At 68.4% G+C, this 18,014-nt stretch carries 15 protein-coding genes and 2 pseudogenes; 3 read left to right on the top strand and 14 right to left on the bottom strand.

All coding sequences use genetic code 11. The features are described from left to right. Positions 1 to 207 precede the first annotated feature (207 nt). Positions 208 to 1,125, top strand: a complete 918-nt coding sequence (locus tag AB0I77_RS14800; RefSeq protein ID WP_363282920.1) for an LLM class F420-dependent oxidoreductase — start codon at positions 208 to 210, stop codon at positions 1,123 to 1,125. A gap of 393 nt (positions 1,126 to 1,518) precedes the next feature. On the opposite strand, the pseudogene AB0I77_RS14795 reads toward AB0I77_RS14800, so the two are convergent. The 5 genes and pseudogenes from AB0I77_RS14795 to AB0I77_RS14775 all read right to left on the bottom strand — a co-directional run. Then, positions 1,519 to 1,655: pseudogene (locus AB0I77_RS14795) on the bottom strand (IS3 family transposase); the annotation flags it as partial. A 147-nt stretch (positions 1,656 to 1,802) separates the two neighbouring features. Then, on the bottom strand, positions 1,803 to 3,176 hold the full coding sequence (locus AB0I77_RS14790; RefSeq protein WP_363282918.1) for a polysialyltransferase family glycosyltransferase: 1,374 nt from the start codon (positions 3,174 to 3,176) through the stop codon (positions 1,803 to 1,805). 270 nt (positions 3,177 to 3,446) lie between these two features. Then, complete coding sequence (locus AB0I77_RS14785; RefSeq protein WP_363282917.1) at positions 3,447 to 4,484, bottom strand: MerR family transcriptional regulator; 1,038 nt, start codon at positions 4,482 to 4,484, stop codon at positions 3,447 to 3,449. Further along, complete coding sequence (locus AB0I77_RS14780) at positions 4,478 to 5,257, bottom strand: HEAT repeat domain-containing protein (RefSeq protein WP_363282990.1); 780 nt, start codon at positions 5,255 to 5,257, stop codon at positions 4,478 to 4,480. Before AB0I77_RS14780 ends, AB0I77_RS14785 begins: the two co-directional genes overlap by 7 nt. 116 nt (positions 5,258 to 5,373) lie before the next feature. Continuing rightward, positions 5,374 to 6,432, bottom strand: a complete 1,059-nt coding sequence (locus AB0I77_RS14775) for a class I SAM-dependent methyltransferase (protein WP_363282916.1) — start codon at positions 6,430 to 6,432, stop codon at positions 5,374 to 5,376. A 399-nt stretch (positions 6,433 to 6,831) separates the two neighbouring features. Between AB0I77_RS14775 and AB0I77_RS14770 the strand changes: the two genes are divergently transcribed. Next, positions 6,832 to 7,800, top strand: a complete 969-nt coding sequence (locus AB0I77_RS14770; protein WP_363282915.1) for an NAD-dependent epimerase/dehydratase family protein — start codon at positions 6,832 to 6,834, stop codon at positions 7,798 to 7,800. Here AB0I77_RS14770 and AB0I77_RS14765 read toward each other — a convergent pair. Next, positions 7,797 to 8,839 (bottom strand): annotated as a pseudogene (locus AB0I77_RS14765) (IS481 family transposase). The gene AB0I77_RS14770 and the pseudogene AB0I77_RS14765 overlap by 4 nt on opposite strands. A gap of 143 nt (positions 8,840 to 8,982) precedes the next feature. Then, on the bottom strand, positions 8,983 to 9,891 hold the full coding sequence (locus AB0I77_RS14760; RefSeq protein ID WP_363282914.1) for a methyltransferase domain-containing protein: 909 nt from the start codon (positions 9,889 to 9,891) through the stop codon (positions 8,983 to 8,985). A gap of 290 nt (positions 9,892 to 10,181) precedes the next feature. Between AB0I77_RS14760 and AB0I77_RS14755 the strand changes: the two genes are divergently transcribed. Then, a complete protein-coding gene (locus AB0I77_RS14755; RefSeq protein ID WP_363282913.1) occupies positions 10,182 to 11,450 on the top strand; it encodes an activator-dependent family glycosyltransferase in 1,269 nt (422 codons plus the stop codon). A gap of 57 nt (positions 11,451 to 11,507) precedes the next feature. On the opposite strand, the gene AB0I77_RS14750 is transcribed toward AB0I77_RS14755, so the two are convergent. The 7 genes from AB0I77_RS14750 to AB0I77_RS14720 form a co-directional block, all read right to left on the bottom strand. Then, a complete protein-coding gene (locus AB0I77_RS14750) occupies positions 11,508 to 12,722 on the bottom strand; it encodes a cytochrome P450 (protein ID WP_363282912.1) in 1,215 nt (404 codons plus the stop codon). A 66-nt stretch (positions 12,723 to 12,788) separates the two neighbouring features. Next, entirely contained in the window at positions 12,789 to 13,748 is a 960-nt protein-coding gene (locus tag AB0I77_RS14745; RefSeq protein ID WP_363282911.1) for an acyltransferase domain-containing protein, read from the bottom strand. Further along, entirely contained in the window at positions 13,745 to 14,989 is a 1,245-nt protein-coding gene (locus tag AB0I77_RS14740; protein WP_363282910.1) for a beta-ketoacyl synthase N-terminal-like domain-containing protein, read from the bottom strand. Before AB0I77_RS14740 ends, AB0I77_RS14745 begins: the two co-directional genes overlap by 4 nt. Further along, positions 14,970 to 15,209, bottom strand: a complete 240-nt coding sequence (locus tag AB0I77_RS14735) for an acyl carrier protein (RefSeq protein WP_363282909.1) — start codon at positions 15,207 to 15,209, stop codon at positions 14,970 to 14,972. The genes AB0I77_RS14740 and AB0I77_RS14735 overlap by 20 nt, the downstream gene beginning before the upstream one ends. 10 nt (positions 15,210 to 15,219) lie before the next feature. Further along, positions 15,220 to 15,972: a polyketide synthase gene (locus tag AB0I77_RS14730; protein WP_363282908.1), complete on the bottom strand. Its 753-nt coding sequence runs from the start codon at positions 15,970 to 15,972 to the stop codon at positions 15,220 to 15,222. 3 nt (positions 15,973 to 15,975) lie between these two features. Beyond that, positions 15,976 to 16,761 carry an enoyl-CoA hydratase/isomerase gene (locus AB0I77_RS14725; RefSeq protein WP_363282907.1) on the bottom strand — a complete coding sequence of 262 codons (786 nt, stop codon included), beginning with the start codon at positions 16,759 to 16,761 and terminating at the stop codon, positions 15,976 to 15,978. Continuing rightward, complete coding sequence (locus AB0I77_RS14720) at positions 16,749 to 18,008, bottom strand: hydroxymethylglutaryl-CoA synthase family protein (RefSeq protein WP_363282989.1); 1,260 nt, start codon at positions 18,006 to 18,008, stop codon at positions 16,749 to 16,751. The genes AB0I77_RS14725 and AB0I77_RS14720 overlap by 13 nt, the downstream gene beginning before the upstream one ends. Positions 18,009 to 18,014: the final 6 nt, after the last annotated feature.

Here is an 18,014-nt window from a genome sequence, read left to right as displayed (position 1 = left end):
CAGAGGACAGCGTTCTCCTGGCCGGCTCCGCGAACGGCAGTTGGCTCGCTGCGTGAGTATCGGGTGCCCGTAAGGGCGACAGCGTGGGTTTCTGACGCGCCTTCAGCCAGCCCATCCGGGTACTCACTCCGGTGCTGTCACGAGGTCGCCATGAGCTTGTCACACACGAGCGGGAATGCCCCTCACGCGCCTGTCAGTTGCGCCGGTATGACCATCGGCGTAGCACTCCCCCTCCACAACCGGATCGACCCCACTGTGCAACTCACCCGGGAGGCCCACGAGTTCGGCCTGCGCTCGGCATGGTTCGGGCAGACCTTCGCGTACGACTCCCCCTCGCTCGCCGCGATCGTCGGCCGCGAGGTGCCCGGACTGCACGTCGGGACCGCCGCGATCCCCGTCTTCGGCCGCCATCCGCTGCTCATCTCCAGCCAGGCCCAGACCGCCCAGGCCGCCACCGGCGGCCGCTACCACCTCGGCCTCGCACTCGGCACCAAGCACCTGACCGAGACCGGCTTCGGCATCCCGTACGAGCGCCCCATCACCCGGCTCCGCGAGTTCCTCACCGCCCTGCGCCAACTCGTGGAGACGGGCAGCGCCGAATTCCACGGCGAGCTGCTGACCGCCACCACACCGCTGCCGGCGACGGTACCGGGCGCCGAACCCCCGGTGCCGCTCCTGGTCGCCGCCATGGCGCCGCAGGCACTGCGCGCCTCCGGCGAACTCGCCGACGGCATCCTTCCGCTCCTGGCCGGCCCGCGCGCCCTCGCCGAGCACATCGTCCCGGCCGTCACCGCCGCGGCCGAGGCGGCGGACCGGCCGGCGCCCCGGATCGTGGCCTTCGTGCCCGGCGTGGTCACCGCCGACGTCGAGGCCGTACGGCAGACCGCGACCGAAACCCTCGCGTTCTACGAACAGTTCCCCTCCTACCAGCGCGTCATCGGCCTCTCCGGCGCCATCCGGGCCGCCGACCTGGCCGTCATCGGCGACGAGGACACCGTCGCCGCCGAAGTGCGGCGCTATCGCGAGGCCGGCGCGACGGAGGTGGTGTTCACCGCGACGGACCTGGGCGGCGAGGCGGACCGGCGCCGCACGTGGAAACTGCTCGGAGAGCTGGCGAACGCCTGAGGCACCTCGGTGCAGGGGGCCAACTGGTCATGACTCCCGGACGCGCGGCCGTCCCGAAAGTCCGTTCGGACGCGTGTCAGGGACGACTCACTCGGCTCCTTGCCCCGCGACGGCGACACGGTCGAGCAGGGCGCCGCGGGCTGCCGACCTCCCGGGCCGTCGCGGCCAGCACGGTGAACGCGGCGGCGAGCGGGGTGCGGGCGAAGACGTCCCGGCGCACCGACAGGGCTTCCTCTCCCTTCCCGCCGTCGATGAGGAGTGCGACGAGCTCGTCCGTGAGCCGCGGCTTGAACGGGCTGGCGGGGTGGGCTCCAGCCCGCGGCGTGCCCAGTCGGTGGCCTGCGCCTCACCGAGTGGCCGTCGATACACCACCTCGGCGGACGTGACCAAACTTGCCGCGGCCTTCAGGATCTCGTTGGCCCGCTTGAGTTCGGCGTTCTCTTCTTCAACGCCTTGAGCCGGGCGGACTCCTCCGTCGTCGTCCCCGGCCGCTGGCCCGCGTCGATCTCGTTTAGCTTCACCCAATTCCGCCCGGGGCGGTTCAGTCCGCGCCCAGCACACCGCCGTCGTGGGCGAACTCCGCACCGCCCAGCGTTGGTGGACCGGCGAAGGGACCCGTAGACGTTCCAGCACCAGGTCCCGGCAGGGACCGATACACGACCGGGCCGAGAATGCCCTCAGACTCGCCTGAGCACCGATCGCTGCACAGAGCGAGCTCGTCGCGCAACCCGCCGTACACGCCCATTGCGCGGGATGAAGGCGAAACGTGCGGGGGTGGAGCCGGGAAGTCCAAGACGGGTAAGCCGGCGCCGGTCGAAGTAGCGCCACGTATGACCGTTCAAATGCCCTGAGAGATAGCACTCGGCCGACGGGCGCAAGCCAGGGTAGATGCCCGGCTGCATCGTGAAGCCGACGGCCGAGACCAGGTCCGCCAACTCCCCACGCCCCTCGTGGGCTCTGGAAGACGACCGCGATGTGGCGGCCGTCCCGTCCTCAAGATCGGGCAGAAGCGCATCCACGATCGTCACGGGCACTCGGTTGCTGTTCTGGTAAGGGCTCAACCGATCGAGCAGGACGTCAGTGCCACACCGGACGACCGGAAGTTCGTAAAGACAGGAGGCGGTGAGCAATGCGGTGGAGAAGCAGCCAACGACCAGAGCCGGCCGTAGCCGCTGGTAGAGCACTTCCGCGAGGACAGGGCTGTCCAACACCCGGAACTCGATGCCGAGCCGATCCGCCTCCTCCCCCAGCGCCCGGGACCAGCTGAGCGGAGCCGAGGGGTGGGGCTTGAACACGATGTGTCTGTGGCCAAGTCGGGCGACGCCTCTGAGCATCCTCACGTGGAGCCGTCGTTCCTCCTCGGCAGTCAGAACATCGATCGCGGACAGGTACTGCCCGAGCAGCAGCGCAGGCCCTGTCTGCAGATGCTGCAGATCACACCCGAAGTCCGCTGCGGCGTCGGAAAGTTCGGCCAGTACCTTTGCGAACGTCGCAGTCGGTACGATCTCCGGCTCAAGGCCGAACTCGGTCAGCAGGAGCGGCCGAAGCCCGGGCACAAGATCCAAGTACAGCAGTCGCTGGATGCGCGTGCTGAGCTGTGGGTCGATCGCGCTTCGTGTCGGCCCGTAACTCATCAAGCCATCGGCATAAACGTGTACGGGACTGTCCGCAAAGACCTTCGCCGCGGCCTTGGACGGGTTGCCCTGAATGGACTCACAAGCGATCTCTACTGGTCCGCTGCCGAGGTTCCATGTGCGCCTCAGTGCTCGCTCCCACAGAAGCGTGTCCTGTTCCCGTGGGGACCAGTCCGCCGGGTGAAAGGGGTGGATGAATTCGTTCCACGAGCGCACCTCGTCGAAATCCGGTCGCAGGGCCTCGAATCCAGGCATGCGATCGAGAGGAACACCGATCTCGGGCATGGTGGATCGGTCGGAGACGACGAGGACGCGACGATGTTCGGAGCGTGGCCCAAAGCACCCCGCTCGGACGGCCGCACTCACCGTGGCGGCTGCGTACTGCGAGCAGGCGAAAAAGAGTTGAGTGGTGCCCATCAGCCGATACTCCCACGCAGCCGGGCCGCAAATCCCCGGGGGATCCTGCGCAGCAGCGAACGCCCGGAACACGGAGGGGTTATCGAATCGGAAGCGGTACGAAATGCTGGGCGGTTGGATCGAGCGTGATCGCAGTCAGTGCGAGTCCGTCCGAGCAGGGCCGCAGCTGCGCTGCACTCCCGGTCGCGGGGCCTTGGGCAATCTTGTCGGGTGGGTGAGGACCACGAGGAGTCGTCGGACTGAGTGCCGCGGCGACTCGGTGGCGCGCTTTCAGGAATCCTCGTCGGCTCGGGTTTCGGGGGACCGCTCTTCGAGAGCTCCGGCAAGGGCCGAGGCGACGAGGGCGACGGCGCGGTCGTCGTCGTGGGCCAGTTGGCGCAGGACCTCCTGCACGGTGGTTCCCGCGATCTCGACCAGCGCCTGGGTGAGGCGGATCCGCGTCGCGGAGTCCGCGGTGGGCGCGGCGAGTTCGTCGACCAGGGCGGTCGTGATCCGGTCCGCGCACTCGGGGTCCTGGGACAGCGTTCCCAGAACCTCCGCCGCGTCCACGTCGTTGGAGCCCTCGACCACCATGCCGACGAGTGCGGGCACGGCCGCGGCCACGCCATGCCTTCCCAGAGCCAGAGCCGCGTGCCTGCGCACCGTCGTGTCCGGGTCTCCGAGGGCGTCCGCGAGCACGGCGGTCGCACCCGGAGCCTCGGGCATCTCGGCGATCGCCAGCACCGCGCGCCGCCGGATGTCGACGTCCTCCGAGTGAACGCCGGCATCCAGCGCCGCCACGCCGTCGCCGCCCGATCGGGCGAGCGCCCAGCGCAGGGCGCCTGCGACGTGGGGGTCGGATTCGGCCAGAACCGCCCCGGCCAGCAGCTCGGCGGGAACCGACACGCCCTCCGACGGGGCCAGGACGGCCTGCTGCCTGCGCGCGGCGCTGGTCGAGTTGAGTTCCCGCATGAGTTCGACGATGCGCAGGACGCTCTGCCAGTCGGTGGGCGCCGACGCGTCGATCGCCCGGAGCCGCTCGAGCAGTTCCTGTTCCCGCGCCAGGCGGTCCTCCGTCCACCGGATGAGGTCACTGACCAAGACGGACGGCGTGAAGGCCGGGTCCTCCAGCGCGCGCCCGATCTGCTTGAGCGAGAGCCCGAGGGACCGCAGGCTCTCCACGTGGAAGATCCTGCGGACATCCTCGGCGGAGTACTCGCGGTAGCCGCCGACGGTGCGGCCCGTCGGCCGCACCAGCCCCAGGGCGTCGTAGTGCCGGAGCATCCGGGTACTCACCCCGGAGTGGCGGGCCACATCGCCGATCAGCAATCCGAAGCCTCTGCGGCCTTGGCGGCCTCCGTCGACTCCGTGGGCTCGGCGGTCGCCGAGGTCCCGGTGCCTGCTGCTGCCGCCGCGGCAGCAGCGGCAGCAGCAACGGCAGCGGCCTTCTCCGGGCCGAGCGTGGCCATGCGCTTCGCCTCTTCGATGGCCACGTCGAACCCGGTCTCCGGGTTCTGCCGGAGCAGCTCGGTGGCACGGGCGTGCGCGGCCACGTCCGGGTCGGGGTTCTCCGCAGCCTTCTCCAGGGCGGGCTTGATCACGGCGCCGAGGTCGACGAAGGCCCGGCTCAGGCTCAGCTGCAGGCTGCGGTCGCCGCGGCCGAGCTGCAGAACCAGTTCGTCGGCCAGGTCCTTCTCCTCGTCCTCGGGCACGAGGACGACGGCGACGCGCCACGCGGTCCGCGCGACCTCGTCGTCGGCGTCGCGCAGCATGTCGCGGGTGATCCAGGCCCACGTGCTCTTGTCGCCGATCTTGGAGAGCGTGTGCAGCGCCTGGCTGCGGGCCTGAGTGCGCTCGGAGTCGAGCTCCTGGCGGATCCGGGGCAGGGCGATCTCCGACGGGAGGCGGATCAGCGCCCAGGACAGCATGTCTCGTACGAAGAAGTCCGGCTCGACCGCGCACCGCTCGACGAGCGTCTCCAGGAACACGGGGTCAGGGTTCGAGCCGACCGCCAGGGCCGCCTGAAGCCGGACCGACGAGTCCTCGGCGCCCAGGGCATTGATCACGCGGGTGTTCTGCGGGGTCACGTTGGTCGTGTTGATCGGGACCACCTCCTGGACCCAAGTGGAAACCTTGTCACCGTGTCAAGGTCAAGCTCGCACCATCGGTGAGTGCGTGAGACCGCGCGGACACCGGACGCCCGGCTGCCTCGTACCGGTCAGGACGTCCGGCGCGCGAGCACCCGGTACGTGTTGGACAGGCCGCGACCGCCCCCTATCGGCGCGGAGACCCGGTCCACCAGGTAGGCCAGCGCGAGCACCGGGACGCTCGCGTTGAAAGCGATCTTGCGCAGCAGCGCGCGGGCACGTGACGGCGGGGCCTCCCGCCACGCCAGATCCTCCCCGCTGATCAGCCCCGCGTTGATCGCCAGGACCGCGGCGCTGACGACGTCCTGGCCGTTGTGTGGTTCGGCCCGCTGTTCGGAGACGACGGTCAGCCCCAGGGCGCCCAGCTCGGCGCGCAGGTTCGCGATCGGGATCATGTGCAGGTGCTGGGGCTGCAGCCAGGAGATCCACCACTTGCCGAGGAGCCGGGCCCAGGTGCACTGCGGATCGGGCAGTTCGATGGCCAGGTGCCCGCCCGCCGGCAGGGCCGCCGCTGCGGCGGCCATCTCCGCCTTGGGGTCAGCGGTGTGTTCCAGGTAGTGGTACATGCTGATCACGTCGTACTGACCGGCGAACTCGGGGGCGAGGTCGATGAAGCTGCCCTGGTAAGCCTTGCGGACCCGCCCCTTCTGCTGGGCGATCAATACTCCGTCGGTCCGGTCGAGTCCGTCGAACTCGGTGTCCGGTAACACCCTCTTCGCGTCGGCCAGGAAGTGCCCGTGTCCCGTGCCGACGTCGAGCCACTGCTTGGGCTTGCCCTGCGCGGCGACCATGTGGGTGCGCCCGTCGTGCCCGGCGCGCTTGGTCCCGAAGATCTTGTTCATGTTCTCTTCGCCGAGACCGTCGTAGAAGTCCCGGTAGTAGAACTCGAGTCCGTCGTCGTTCAGCCGAGGATTCTGGAAGACGTGCCCGCAGTCCTGGCAGGAATCCAGGACGAAGACGCCCGGCTTGTGCTGCATCACGTCCGTCGTCCGCAGCAGGAGCTTGAGCTGCTTGGAATCACACCACGGGCAGGACTCCCTGCGCTCGTCGAAGAACCGGTCGGTTCCGGCGGCGAGGTCTGACAGGTAGGCCGGTCGGCGTTCGGCGACCGCATCGCTTCTCGTGGTCATGCGCGTGATGCTAACCGTTCGCGGTGCAACTCAGCCCGGTCTTAATCGAATTCACGCAGGGGCGTTTGAGTGACCCAGCCGACATCACCCGTACTGCGACGGCTGCTTGTGCCGGTGTAGTAGTGAAACGTGGTGGCTGGTACGGTGCTTGGACGCTGATCGCGGCCGCCGGGCGCAGGTTCTCATGTCCCACTGTGCGCCTCGATGAAGCGCGGGTCGTCGATGCGTATCGACGCGTGACCGCTCATCCCGAACAGCACCGCTCCTGACCAGAGTTGTCAATTTCCAGCGCCATCCGTTCGGTCTCTCACGATCCGGAAGAGTCCGAGCGCGCGGGCGGCTTGGTTCCAGGTTCCTGACCGGCGACAGGTTTCGCCGGTTCTTTACGGGGGGAAATGGATGCCTGCAGCACTCGTCCCACATGTCGGTCCTCGTCGACCCGAGCCCGTCGTGGCCGTCGTCGGCGCCAACGGATTCCTCGGCAGAAGCGTCATGCGCGCCCTGTCCAGGGCCGGAGTCGAGGCGCGCGGGTTCACCAGCGCCGAACCAGCCGTGCACGGCACCTGGGTCGACCCCGTGCTCCGCCGCTGTGATGTGGTCTTCTACCTGGCGAGCCGGATCAGTCCGGCGATCGCCGAACGTGAACCGGAGCGCGCCGCCCAGGAGATCACCGTCTTCCAGACATTCCTCGACGCGCTGCGGGAGAACCCGCGGCGACCGGTCGTGACTCTCGCGGCGTCGGGTGGCACCGTGTACGACCCGCAGTGTGAGCCTCCGTTTGACGAGCAGTCACCCGCAAGTCCGAGCAACGTCTACGGCAAGGCCAAACGCGAGCAGGAGGAAGCGCTGGCCCGCGCGTCCGGCTGGCTCGCCCCCGTGGCGCTGCGGCTGTCCAACGTGTACGGCCCGGGACAGCGCACCACCGCGGGCTATGGGGTGATCGGGCACTGGCTACAGGCACTGCTGGCGGGCGAGCAGCTCCGCATACTCGGCGACGGCGGGTCGAGCAGGGACTATGTGCACGTCGACGATGTGGCGAACGCGATGCTCGCGGTGCTGGGACGGGCTCCCGCGCTGCGTGCGGCGGCCCGGCCGACCGTGCTGAACATCGGTGCGGGGACCCCGACTTCGCTGGACGACCTGCACCGGCATCTGGAGGCCACGGTGGGGCGGCCGGTTCCGGTGGAACGCGAACCGGCTCGCCCGTTCGACCGCAGGGACGTGTGGTTGGACATCCGGCGCGCGGCGGACGTGCTCGGCTGGCGGCCGGAGATCGGCCTCGCCGAAGGACTCGCCGACACGTGGCGATACCACCTGAGCACATCACGGAAGCCTGCCCGCTCGGTGCACTTACCCGACGCCGGCTAGGTGTGTCGACCGGACAGGTCGGTGACACGGCTGGCTGGTGTTTGACCGCTGATTCCGGTGTGGAGTCGGTGGTAGTTGTACCAGTCCAGCCAGTCGGGAAACGCTGCCTGACGTTCGGCTTCTGAGATGTAGGGCTGGTGATAGGCCCATTCGTCGGGCCGGGTGCGGTGGAAGCGTTCGACCTTGCCGATGCTCCTATAGCTGTCAAGGAAGGTCAGGCCGCAGTTGTGATTTCGTTGTCGAGCTGTTGGTAGCGGTGGGCGATGGACTTCATCGCCCGTACGGATGTCGTCCCGGAGGTCGTCAGGTGCGGTGATGATCAAGGCCTTGAGCTGGTTGATGGCTCGGCACGGATCATCTCGATGGCGCCGTCACCGCTCTTGGTCAGGACACGCTCGATGGTGACGCCTTGGGCGGCGAGCCAGGCAGTAGCCCGCTGCAGGAAGGCCCCGCAGGTGGCGGCCGTCTCGTCGGGCAGGTTCTCGGTGTAGGCCAGGCGGGAGTGGTCGTCCAGGGCGGTGTGCAGGTAGAGGTGGCCGCGGCCGGTGCGGGCCTGGTTCTTGCGGCCGGCCGCCCGGCCGAGGACCTTGTGGCCGCCGCCGTCGGGGATGCGGCCGAGCTTCTTGGCGTCGATGTGGACCAGTTCACCGGGCCGGGATCGCTCATAGCGGCGGACGGGTTTGCCGGTGGCCCGGTCGAGTGTGGCCAGGGCCGGCATGCCGTGGCGCTTGAGGATGCGGTGGGCGGTGGACGCGACGATCCGGGCGCGGGCGGCCAGTCGGAGCGGTCCGATGCGGTGCTCGCGCCGCATCCGCACCACCTCCGCCTCGACCGTAGCGGGGGCCTGCCGTGGGCAGCGGTGCGGGCGGCTGGACCGGCCGTCCATGCCCTCGACACCCTGGCGGCGGTAGCGGCCTGCCCACCGGGCGGCAGTGGTGTGGCTGACCTGGAAGCGTTCCACGGCCCGGCGCAGTGGCCAGCCGTCGCCGACGACACACCGGGCCGGACGCAGCCTGCCGGTCGGGGTCAGCGGGGGCATTGCAGTGGGACAACGAGGGCCTCCTGGCTGCCGGTTGCAGATGTCGCAAGCCACACCGAACCCAGAGGCCCTCACCTCATTCAAGGACCGCTCAAGGGCGTGTCACCTGTCACCAACCTGCCCGGACAACACACCTGGCCGCCTCAGCCGTCGGAGGGGCGGCGCAGCACAGCGAGGATCACACCGACCGCCGGGTCGTCCTCGATCAGCCAGTGCAACCGCTTCTCACCGGGGCCGGCCCGCAGGATCTTCTTGATCTCCGGCGGAACTTCGTTGTGCTTGGCGTACTCGTAGACCGCCCCGTAGAACCGGTGCGCGGTGTACTTGGTGTTCTGGCTGATGTCGATGACCTCGACGACGTCCAGGCCGGCGGCGGAGGCGAACGACGTGTAGTCAGCCGCCCGGACCAGCGGAGCCGTGTGCCACGACTCGATGACCTTGGCCAGCGCCGCCTTCTGCACCTTGTCAACCACGCTGCCCTGGAGCCTCTTCAGCAGCGAGGGCTTCGACAGGTCGGGGGAGGCGGGGGTCCGCTCGACGAAGTCCGTGAGCGCCAGCGACCCCCCCGGCCGCAGCACCCGCGCGATCTCCTTGAGCACCTGGACGCGATCCGGCATGTGCACGATGGACTCGAGTGCGAGGACCTGGTCGAAGGAGTCGTCCTCGAAGGGCATCTCTAACGCGTTGGCGTGCTCGAAGCGGGCCCGGTCGGCGCATCCCTCTTGCTGCGCACGGGCGTTGGCCAGTTCCACGTCGCGCGCGCTGATCGAGATCCCGACCAGTTCCGCACCGGTCCTGGTGGCCAGTCGCACACCCGGCGTGCCGACACCGCACCCGACGTCGAGCACCCGGTCGCCCGGACCCGGCCCCAGCCGGTCGATCAGGATGTCGGACAGCCGGTTCGACGCCTGCTCGAAAGTGCTGTCGTCCTCGGGGCCGTCCCAGAAGCCGTAATGCATGCTGCCGCCCTGGAATTGGGCGATCAGGTCGTTGGCCGCATCGTAGAACGCACCGACTTCCTCGGGCTTGGGAAGCGATATACCAGTGCTCATCTGAACTCCTCAGCAGACACGGCGCTATCTGTAGAAACCTAATCGAACGCTACCAGCGGGCCTGCCCGTTGAGCAGCGGTTCAAGTCCGGAACGCCACCCGAGTCGGCGGGATCGGGAACTGCCGTGATTTTTCCATGTTCTGGAACATCACGCGTAGTCTGTAGCCCACGAGTCTGGGGGACGATCTCGCTTGCACCACCGGGGTACCGGAGCCTGAGCGCCGGACACGGGTCCCGCCAGGCCGAGTAGCCATTGCTTCCGCCGAACCGACCCGAGGAAGTCTCCTGTCATGCGTGTGCTCTTAACCGTGAACCCTGAGAAGAACATATTCATGTACCTTGTGCCGCTGGCGTGGGCGTTGCGCACGGCCGGCCACGAGGTACTCGTCGCCAGCCAACCGCGCTTCGCCCCCACGATCACACAGGCGGGGCTCACCGCCGTGCCCGTCGGGAACGACTTCGACAAGTGGCAGTTCGGCCGCCAGTACCCGGAGGTGCTGGAGTCGATCCGGTCCGGGCTGACCCCGCCGTGGGACGTGGCCGAGGACCCGGAAGGCACGACCTGGGAGTACACCTCTCAGAGCCACAAGGCCGCGGTGGAAGGCGCGCACGGCGGGGAGGCCGGCGCCGTGATCGACGACCTGGTGGCGTTCGCCCGCTACTGGAAGCCAGATCTGGTGGTGTGGGACTCCTTCAGCTACATCGGCTCGATCACGGCCAAGGCGTGCGGTGCGGCGCACGCGCGAGTGGTCTTCGGTGCGGACGTGTTCGGCGCGACCCGCGACATCTACCTGCGGTTGAAGGCGCAGCAGCCCGCTGCGGAGCAGGAGGATCCGCTGGCCGACTGGCTGGGGGGTCAGGCGCGCGCATTCGGCGCGGAGTTCAGCGAGGACATGACGACCGGTCATGTGACCGTCGATCAGTTTCCGCGCAGCCTGCAGCTCGACACCAGCCTGAATGTCCTGCAGACGCAGTTCATCGGGTACGGCGGTCCGGCCGTCGTGCCCGAGTGGCTGACGAGGGCTCCGGAGCGTCCGCGGGTCGGGATGACCCTGGGGCTGACCGCGACCGAGGTCTTCAACGGCTACAACATCCCGATCACCGAGATCTTCGACTCACTGTCCGAGCTGGATATCGAACTGGTCGCGACCATCGCCGAGAGCGAGCAGCAGAAGCTGGGGACGGTCCCGGACAACGTCCGCCTCGTCCCCTTCGTGCCGTGGCACGCCATCGTTCCCACGTGCGCCGCGGTCATCCACCACGCGGGTGCCGCGACCCTCGCGACCACCGCGCGCCACCCGGTGCCGCAGCTGTCCCTGCACTTCCACTTCGACCAGCCGATCCTGGCCCGCAAGCTGGCCGAGCAGGGTGCCGGTCTTGAGATCCACACCACGCAGGCCACCGGGCAGAACATCAAGGAGAGCGTCGACCGCCTGCTGACCGAACCCCGGTTCGCCGAGCGCGCGACGGCTCTGCGTGACGAGATCCTGGCCGCCCCCTCGCTCAACGAACTGGTTCCGCAGCTTGAGGAGGTCGTGGCCAAGCACCGCGTCGGCTGATCGATACGGTGCCGCCGGGCCCACGCCGGAACGCGGGCCCGGCGGCACCGTGTCGGGCTACTCCGCGCTGACGTGCACCGGCAGGGTCTGCAGCGCCCGCAGCACCGTGCCGGGCTTCCAGCGCACGTCCGCCTCGTCGACGTCCAGCCGGATGTCGGGGAATCGGTCGAGCAGCCGGCCGAACGCGATCTCGGCCTCCAACCGGGCCAGCGGGGCGCCGACGCAGTAGTGGATGCCGTGCCCGAACGCCAGGTGACCGCCGGTTTCCCGGGTGATGTCCAGCTTGTCGCCGTCGGGGAACTGGGCCTCGTCGCGGTTGGCCGAGGCGATGGCGACCACCACGAGCTGGTTCTCCGGTATGACGACCCCGCCCAGCTCGACCGGTTCGGTGGTGAACCGCAGCGACGCGGTGTTGACCGGGCCCTCGTAGCGCAGGAACTCCTCGATGGCACCGGGCAGCAGCGAGCGGTCGGCGCGCAGCGCGGCGAGCTGCTCCGGGTGGCGCAGCAGGGCGAGCACGCCGTTGCCGATGAGGTTCACCGTCGTCTCGTGACCCGCGACCAGCAGCAGGAACGCCATCGAGACCAGTTCCTGGGCGCTGAGCTTGTCGTCCCCGTCGCTGGCGTGCACCAAGTCGGTGAGCAGGTCCTCGGAGGGGTTGGCGCGCTTGCTCGCGACCAGCTCGTCGAGGTACCCCAACAGGGCGGGCGCGGCCTCGGCGAGCCGCTCCGGGTCGCCGGACAGCTGCGCGGCGACCCACCCGCGGAACCGGTCCTGGTCGATCAGCGGGACACCGAGAAGCTCGCAGATCACCGCGATCGGCAGCGGAGCGGCGAAGGCGCTCATCAGGTCCACCCGGCCGGCTCGCTCCATCGCGTCGAGCAGCTCCGTCGTGACCTCCTCGATCCGCGGCCGGAGCCGTTCCACGGCCCGCGGGGTGAACACCTTGTTGACCAGCTTGCGCAGGCGGGTGTGGACCGGCGGGTCGGAGTTGAGCATGTGCGCCGAAAGCTCGGTGGCGAACATCAGCCGCAATTCCTCGCTGTCGGTGTTCTGCTCGATCACCTTCTGCCCGAGCTCGACGTTCTTGGACAGCTTGACGCTGCTCAAGGCGGGACGGGCGTCTTCGTGGCGGGTCACCATCCACACGCCCAGGCCACCCGGCGCGGTCACCTTGCTGACCGGGGCCTCCGCCCGCAGGGCGCTGTAAAGCAGGTGTGGGTTCTGCTCGAACGCGTCTTGTTCTGCCTCGGTCGGCATGCCGTCGCTCATCGGCACAACTCCTCAATCATCCTCTGTCGACATCGGAAAACCATGCCGAATTGGTGGTCTGGGACGTCACAGCGACGCCATGAACGCCCGGAAGTCGTTCATCGACTTCACGTCGTTGCCGAACCGGTTGACGGCGCCCACCTGGGAGGAGCCGTCGCCCGGTCCGGCGATGTACTTCACGAAGGTGGCAAGCGTGGCGCTGGGGCCGAGGTCGACGAATGTCGCGCCACCTGCGGCGGTCACCTTCTCGATGGTGCGGGAGAACTCCACGGGCTGTCGGACGGCCGCCCAGAGGCCGTCGACGGACACCGCGTCGACCCTGTCCGCCGTGGCGGACGAGATGATCGGGATCTGCGGCGGTGTGAAGCTCAGGGAGTCCATGAGGCGTCGGGCCCGCTCCTCGACGGGATCGATCAGCTCGGTGTGCACGCCGTAGTCGACGGGCAGCCGCTGGCAGAGGACGCCCTTCGACTCCAGTGCGCGCTCGAGTGAGTCGATGTCGGCGGCGCGCCCGCTCACGACGAAGTTCCCGTCGAAGTTGCGTCCCGTCACCCAGCAGCCTGTGAACAGGGACTCGTGTGTCCGCAGGAGTTCCGAGGAGCCGACGACCGCCAACATGCCGGCGAGCGGGGTCCGTTGCTCCAGCAGACGCGCGAACTCCACCGCGAAGGCGATGCCGTCCTCCAGGGGCAGTGCCTCCGCGACCACGGCCGCGGTGATCTCCCCCAGGCTGTAGCCGAGGAGGAAGTCGCACTGGTGGCCGAGTTCCTGGACGACTCGCGTCAGGCTGTATTCGACGCACACCAGCGCCGCGCTGGAGTCCGGCAGGGAGTCGAACGGGTCGCTCTTGTCCCGCCGGGGGTCGAAGACCGTGTCCAGCAGCGACTTCCCGATGATGGACGAGGCGATCTCGTCGCAGTGCTCCAGCCAGAGTCGGTAGCGCGCGTTGTGCTCGTACAGCTCACGCGTCATGTGGAAGTACTGGGACCCCTGTCCCGAGTACATGAAGACAACAGGTCTGGTCATCGCCACTTCCGCAGGCAGATCGCCGAACTCAGGCCGCCGAACCCCATGCTGAGGCTGACGGCGGTCTCGAACGCGAGAGGCAGCGACTCCTGCCGCACCCACCCGAACGAGGCATCCACCGGGTCCACCAGGTTGCGGGTGGGGTGCAGTCGTTGCTCGCGCATCTGGAGCAGTGTCGCCACGACCTCCACCGCGCCCGCCGCGCTCAGACCGTGCCCGGTGATCGACTTGGTGGCGTTGATCCGCGCGTCGCCCAGACCGCACTCGGCGAGGGCGCGCAGTTCGATGTCGTCGCCGATCACCGAGCCGGTCCCGTGCGGGTTGACGTACTCGATGTCGCTCGCCGACAGGCCCGCCTCCGCGAGCGCTCCCTCGATGACGCTGATCTCCCCCGCCAGCGAGGGATCGGGGTTCCGGTTGCCGTCCACCGCGGTGGCCATACCGAGCACGCGGGCGTACGGCTCGGGGTGCCGACGGGCACCCTCGCGCTCCACGACGACCGCGCCGCAGGCCTCACCGAAGACGAACCCGTCACGCTGCCGGTCGAACGGCCTGCACGCCGAGCCCGGGGCGTCGGCGAAGCGGTGCGACCCCATGGCTCCCATGGCCCGGAACGCCAGGCACTCCCAGTACGAGAGGTCCATCAGCGCCCCCACGGCGATGCACACGTCGACCTGGCCCGACCGCACGGCCCAGACGGCCTGCTGGACGGCGAGCAGGCCGCTGGCCGAGGCCCCGCCCAGCGTGTGGGCGAAGCCTCGGATAGGGAACAGTTCGGTGCACAGCCCGCACAGGTCGGTGTCCATGAAGGCCAGGCCGTACGTGGGGCGCACGAACTCGGGGCGGTCGGCGTGCCGGGCGTGCAGCTGCGTCAACTCCCGCTGCTGGACGTTGGATCCGCCGACGACCAAGCCGATGCGGGTCGGGTCGGCGTCGTCGAGACCCGCCTCGTGCCACGCCTCGTCGATCGTCACCAGGGCGGCGCGGGCCGACAAGGACGCCGTGCGCAGCGCCCGGGCGGGGAACGCCTCGGGTACGGCTAACTCCGCGATCTCGGCACCCAGGAAAGCCGTCGTGGACCCGTCGGCCGGCACCGACCGGCCGGGCCTGCGTAACGGGGCGAAGGCGTGGCGGCCTTCGAAGAGCGCGGCCGTGAAGTCGTCCTTGCCCTGGCCCACCGCGGCGGTGACCCCGAGGCCGGTGATCACGACATCGCGCCGGTCAGGAAGTCGACTTGTCATGGATGAGCTTCGCCAGTTCACCTACGTTGTTCGCACCCGCCAGCTCGACCAGCGGGATGGTCACCGACAACGACTCCAGCGTCATCATGATGATCTCCGCGCGGTCCATGGAGTTGGCCCCCAGTTCCCGCAGCGAGTCGGTGGCCACGAAGGTGTGGTCGTCGAGTTCGGGCATGACCTCGCACGTGTGCTTCACGATCAGGTCCAACACTTCTTGCATGGGCATTTCGTCAACCGCCTAGGTACCGGGATTGGATGAGGTCTCGGACCTCGGACTGATGGAAGGTCTTGTCGTGCATCGCCACCTCGCGCTCGATGTACGAGGGGAGTTCGGACCGCAGGTCCGACACGAGGTGGTCCTTGAGGGTGATGAGGGAGACACGAGGTTTCTCGGCGAGGTTCTCCGCCAGCTCCACCGCGTAGGGCAGGACCTCGGCGCGCCGTAGGACGGGGAAGGGGACCCCTCGCTCCTTCAGGTCGCGCCCGTAGTAGGTCTTCGCGGACAGCAGCATCTCCTGCCCCAGGCTGAAGCCGAGCTTCTTGGGCAGGATCAGCGTCGCCCCCATGCCGGGGGTGAACCCGTACTGCATGAAGTTCGTCGTGTAGACGCTCTCCTGGCTGAGGACGATGAAGTCGGCGAACATCCCCATGGCGAATCCACCGCCGATGCCATGGCCCTGCATCGCGGAGATGACCGGGACGGGGCAGTCCAGGGCCAGCCCGTAGATGTTGGAGTCGGTGAAGCTGATCTTGCGGTCCTGGATCTGCAGCAGGCTCTCCTTGGTGCCGCCGCTGGCGAAGTAGTTGTCGTAGCCGGTGAGGACGACGGCCTTGCACCGCCCATCGGCCCCCACCCGCTCGAACGCCTCGCTCAGGCCGGTGATGAGCCGACCGGAGAACGTGTTCTTGTGTTCTCTGTCCTGCATGGTGATCTGGACCACGCCGTCCCGGATGTTGGTGTAACCCACCGGATCGCCCTGCATGCGCTACTCCTCCTCCCAGGGGAACTGCCCCGTCCGCACGTAACGCGAGATCTTGGCCAGGTTCTCCTGGTCGGAGAACACCTCACGGTTCGCCTCGATCGCCTTCTCGCGGGACGCGACCAGGGTGTCGTCGAGCACTCCGAGGTAGTTCTTGTAGCGCGCGATGCCGGTCTTCGGCAGGTAGCGCAGCCGCAGGAGGTGCTTGCGGAGCAGGTTGGCACTGTTGTCCTCGCAGGCGTCCACCAGGTGCCATTCCAGTGCCTGGCGGGCGGTTACCGGTTGAGTCATCAGGGTCAGGTAGTTGGCCTTCGCGACGCCGACCTTCCTGATGAGGAAGGGCATCACGCAGGCGGGCATCAGGCCGAACAGCAGCTCCGACAGGCTGAAGACCGTCTTCTCCTCGCACAGGACGACGTCGCACGCGGCCACGAAGCCCACTCCCCCGGCGTTGACCCTGCCGCGCACGTGCGCGACCGAGACGAACGAGCCCAGGGCGATCGACAGCCAGAGGTCGTACAGCGCCTCGGCGTGCGACCGCTGATAGCCGTCGCCCTCCGGCGCGGAGCTGATCTCCTGGAAGTCGGCACCCGTGCAGAAGACCTCGGGCAGGCCTTCGAGTACGAGCACCTTCGCGTGCTCCTCGCAGAACTCGACTACCTTCGCGCACTCCTCGACCAGGCGGCTGCTGATCCGGTTCTCGGCGTCGGGCCGATTGATCCGCAGGAAGCAGATCTCGTTGTCGAACCTGACCTCGACGGTCTCGTATGCGCCGCCGGTCAGGAGATCCACTCGTACTCCCGGTGGAACTCGTCAATTCGCTTCAGGAACAGCCGCTCGCGGCCGAGTCCGGCCCTGGCCTCGGGGACGGTGGAGCCGCCGAGTTCGACGTTGCGCGTGCCGAACCTGACCGCGTCGTTGGACTTGAGCAACAGGTCGTACTGCGCCATGTCCAGCTCGTACCGGTCGTCCAGCGACGCCGCGATGCCCATCCCGTTCAGGTGCGCCTGGCTCTCCGGCCGCACGACCCCGCTGAAGAACTCCGAGCAGCACCCGGAGCCGTAGGAGAAGCACCCCACACGCTGGGCACCGCCGGACAGGTCCGCGTTGTCGATGGTGCTGGCCAGCGACAGCATCGTGGTGGCCCCCATGACGTTGCCAACCCGCCGGCAGTACGTCAGACCGGGCCCCATGCGGCGCGTGAAGTCCTCCTCGATGACCGCCGGGCGCGCCTTCGCCATCTTGCGCATCAAGTTGCGATGCGCGCCCTTGACCATGCCACCGAAGGGTGTGTGGAACGCCAGGTAGCCGAAGGTGTCGACGAAGTCCACGTCGCCCACCCGCCGTTGGTACTCCAGGAAGGCGTTCTCGCAGCAGTCGAGGTAGGACAGCAGCGACAGCTCGGCGTTGCCCGCCTCGCTGTCGGGCAGCGGCCTGCAGGTGTCCATCACCTCATGGCCGTAGTAGCCGCTCGCGCCGACATCGATCTGGAAGACCTTCGGGTTGTCGCTGACGAGCATGGCGACCGCGCCCGCCCCGCCGCTGGGCTCGGCGAAGGACCAGTCCTCGGACAGGGCGTCGCCGCCTTCGGCCACCATGAACCGCGTGATGTCCGTGGCGATCACCAGCGCCTTGGCGCCCGGCGACGTCTGCGACAGCACGAAGTTCGCCGCCGTCTGCAGGGCGGCCACACCCGAGTAGCACGCGACCTTGATCTCGAAGAGGCGGCAGTTGCGCCCCAGCCCGAGCAGGCTGTGGAAGTAGGTGCTCATCGACTTGCCGAAATCGAAGGCCGACTCCGTCGCGGTGATCACCATCTCGATGCGGTCGCGCTCCTGCTCGCTGAGCGCGTCGATGATCGGCTTCGCGGCGTTGACCCCGAACGTCACCGGGTCCTCGTCCGGCAGCGCGACGGTCTTCTCCTTCATCAGGAGATTCTCGAACCGAGCGGTGTCGAGTCCGCGGTGGCTCGCCAGCTTACCGACGTCCACATAGCTCGTACCTGCGAAGACGTTCATCGCTTCAATGCCCACGGGCATCATGAG

Source organism: Streptomyces sp. NPDC050619 (assembly GCF_040654815.1).
GTDB lineage: Bacteria > Actinomycetota > Actinomycetes > Streptomycetales > Streptomycetaceae > Streptomyces.
Note: the sequence above shows the minus strand (reverse complement) of the source record. Positions and strands in the feature narration are given on the sequence as shown.

What these genes read in the sequence shown, in the direction of transcription:
- AB0I77_RS14790 (WP_363282918.1), bottom strand. Translation starts at nt 3,176, where the DNA reads ATGGGCACCACTCAACTCTTTTTCGCCTGCTCGCAGTACGCAGCCGCC.
- AB0I77_RS14735 (WP_363282909.1), bottom strand. Translation starts at nt 15,209, where the DNA reads ATGCAAGAAGTGTTGGACCTGATCGTGAAGCACACGTGCGAGGTCATG.
- AB0I77_RS14760 (WP_363282914.1), bottom strand. Translation starts at nt 9,891, where the DNA reads ATGAGCACTGGTATATCGCTTCCCAAGCCCGAGGAAGTCGGTGCGTTC.
- AB0I77_RS14745 (WP_363282911.1), bottom strand. Translation starts at nt 13,748, where the DNA reads ATGACCAGACCTGTTGTCTTCATGTACTCGGGACAGGGGTCCCAGTAC.
- AB0I77_RS14770 (WP_363282915.1), top strand. Translation starts at nt 6,832, where the DNA reads ATGCCTGCAGCACTCGTCCCACATGTCGGTCCTCGTCGACCCGAGCCC.
- AB0I77_RS14750 (WP_363282912.1), bottom strand. Translation starts at nt 12,722, where the DNA reads ATGAGCGACGGCATGCCGACCGAGGCAGAACAAGACGCGTTCGAGCAG.
- AB0I77_RS14720 (WP_363282989.1), bottom strand. Translation starts at nt 18,008, where the DNA reads ATGCCCGTGGGCATTGAAGCGATGAACGTCTTCGCAGGTACGAGCTAT.
- AB0I77_RS14775 (WP_363282916.1), bottom strand. Translation starts at nt 6,432, where the DNA reads ATGACCACGAGAAGCGATGCGGTCGCCGAACGCCGACCGGCCTACCTG.
- AB0I77_RS14730 (WP_363282908.1), bottom strand. Translation starts at nt 15,972, where the DNA reads ATGCAGGGCGATCCGGTGGGTTACACCAACATCCGGGACGGCGTGGTC.
- AB0I77_RS14755 (WP_363282913.1), top strand. Translation starts at nt 10,182, where the DNA reads ATGCGTGTGCTCTTAACCGTGAACCCTGAGAAGAACATATTCATGTAC.
- AB0I77_RS14800 (WP_363282920.1), top strand. Translation starts at nt 208, where the DNA reads ATGACCATCGGCGTAGCACTCCCCCTCCACAACCGGATCGACCCCACT.
- AB0I77_RS14740 (WP_363282910.1), bottom strand. Translation starts at nt 14,989, where the DNA reads ATGACAAGTCGACTTCCTGACCGGCGCGATGTCGTGATCACCGGCCTC.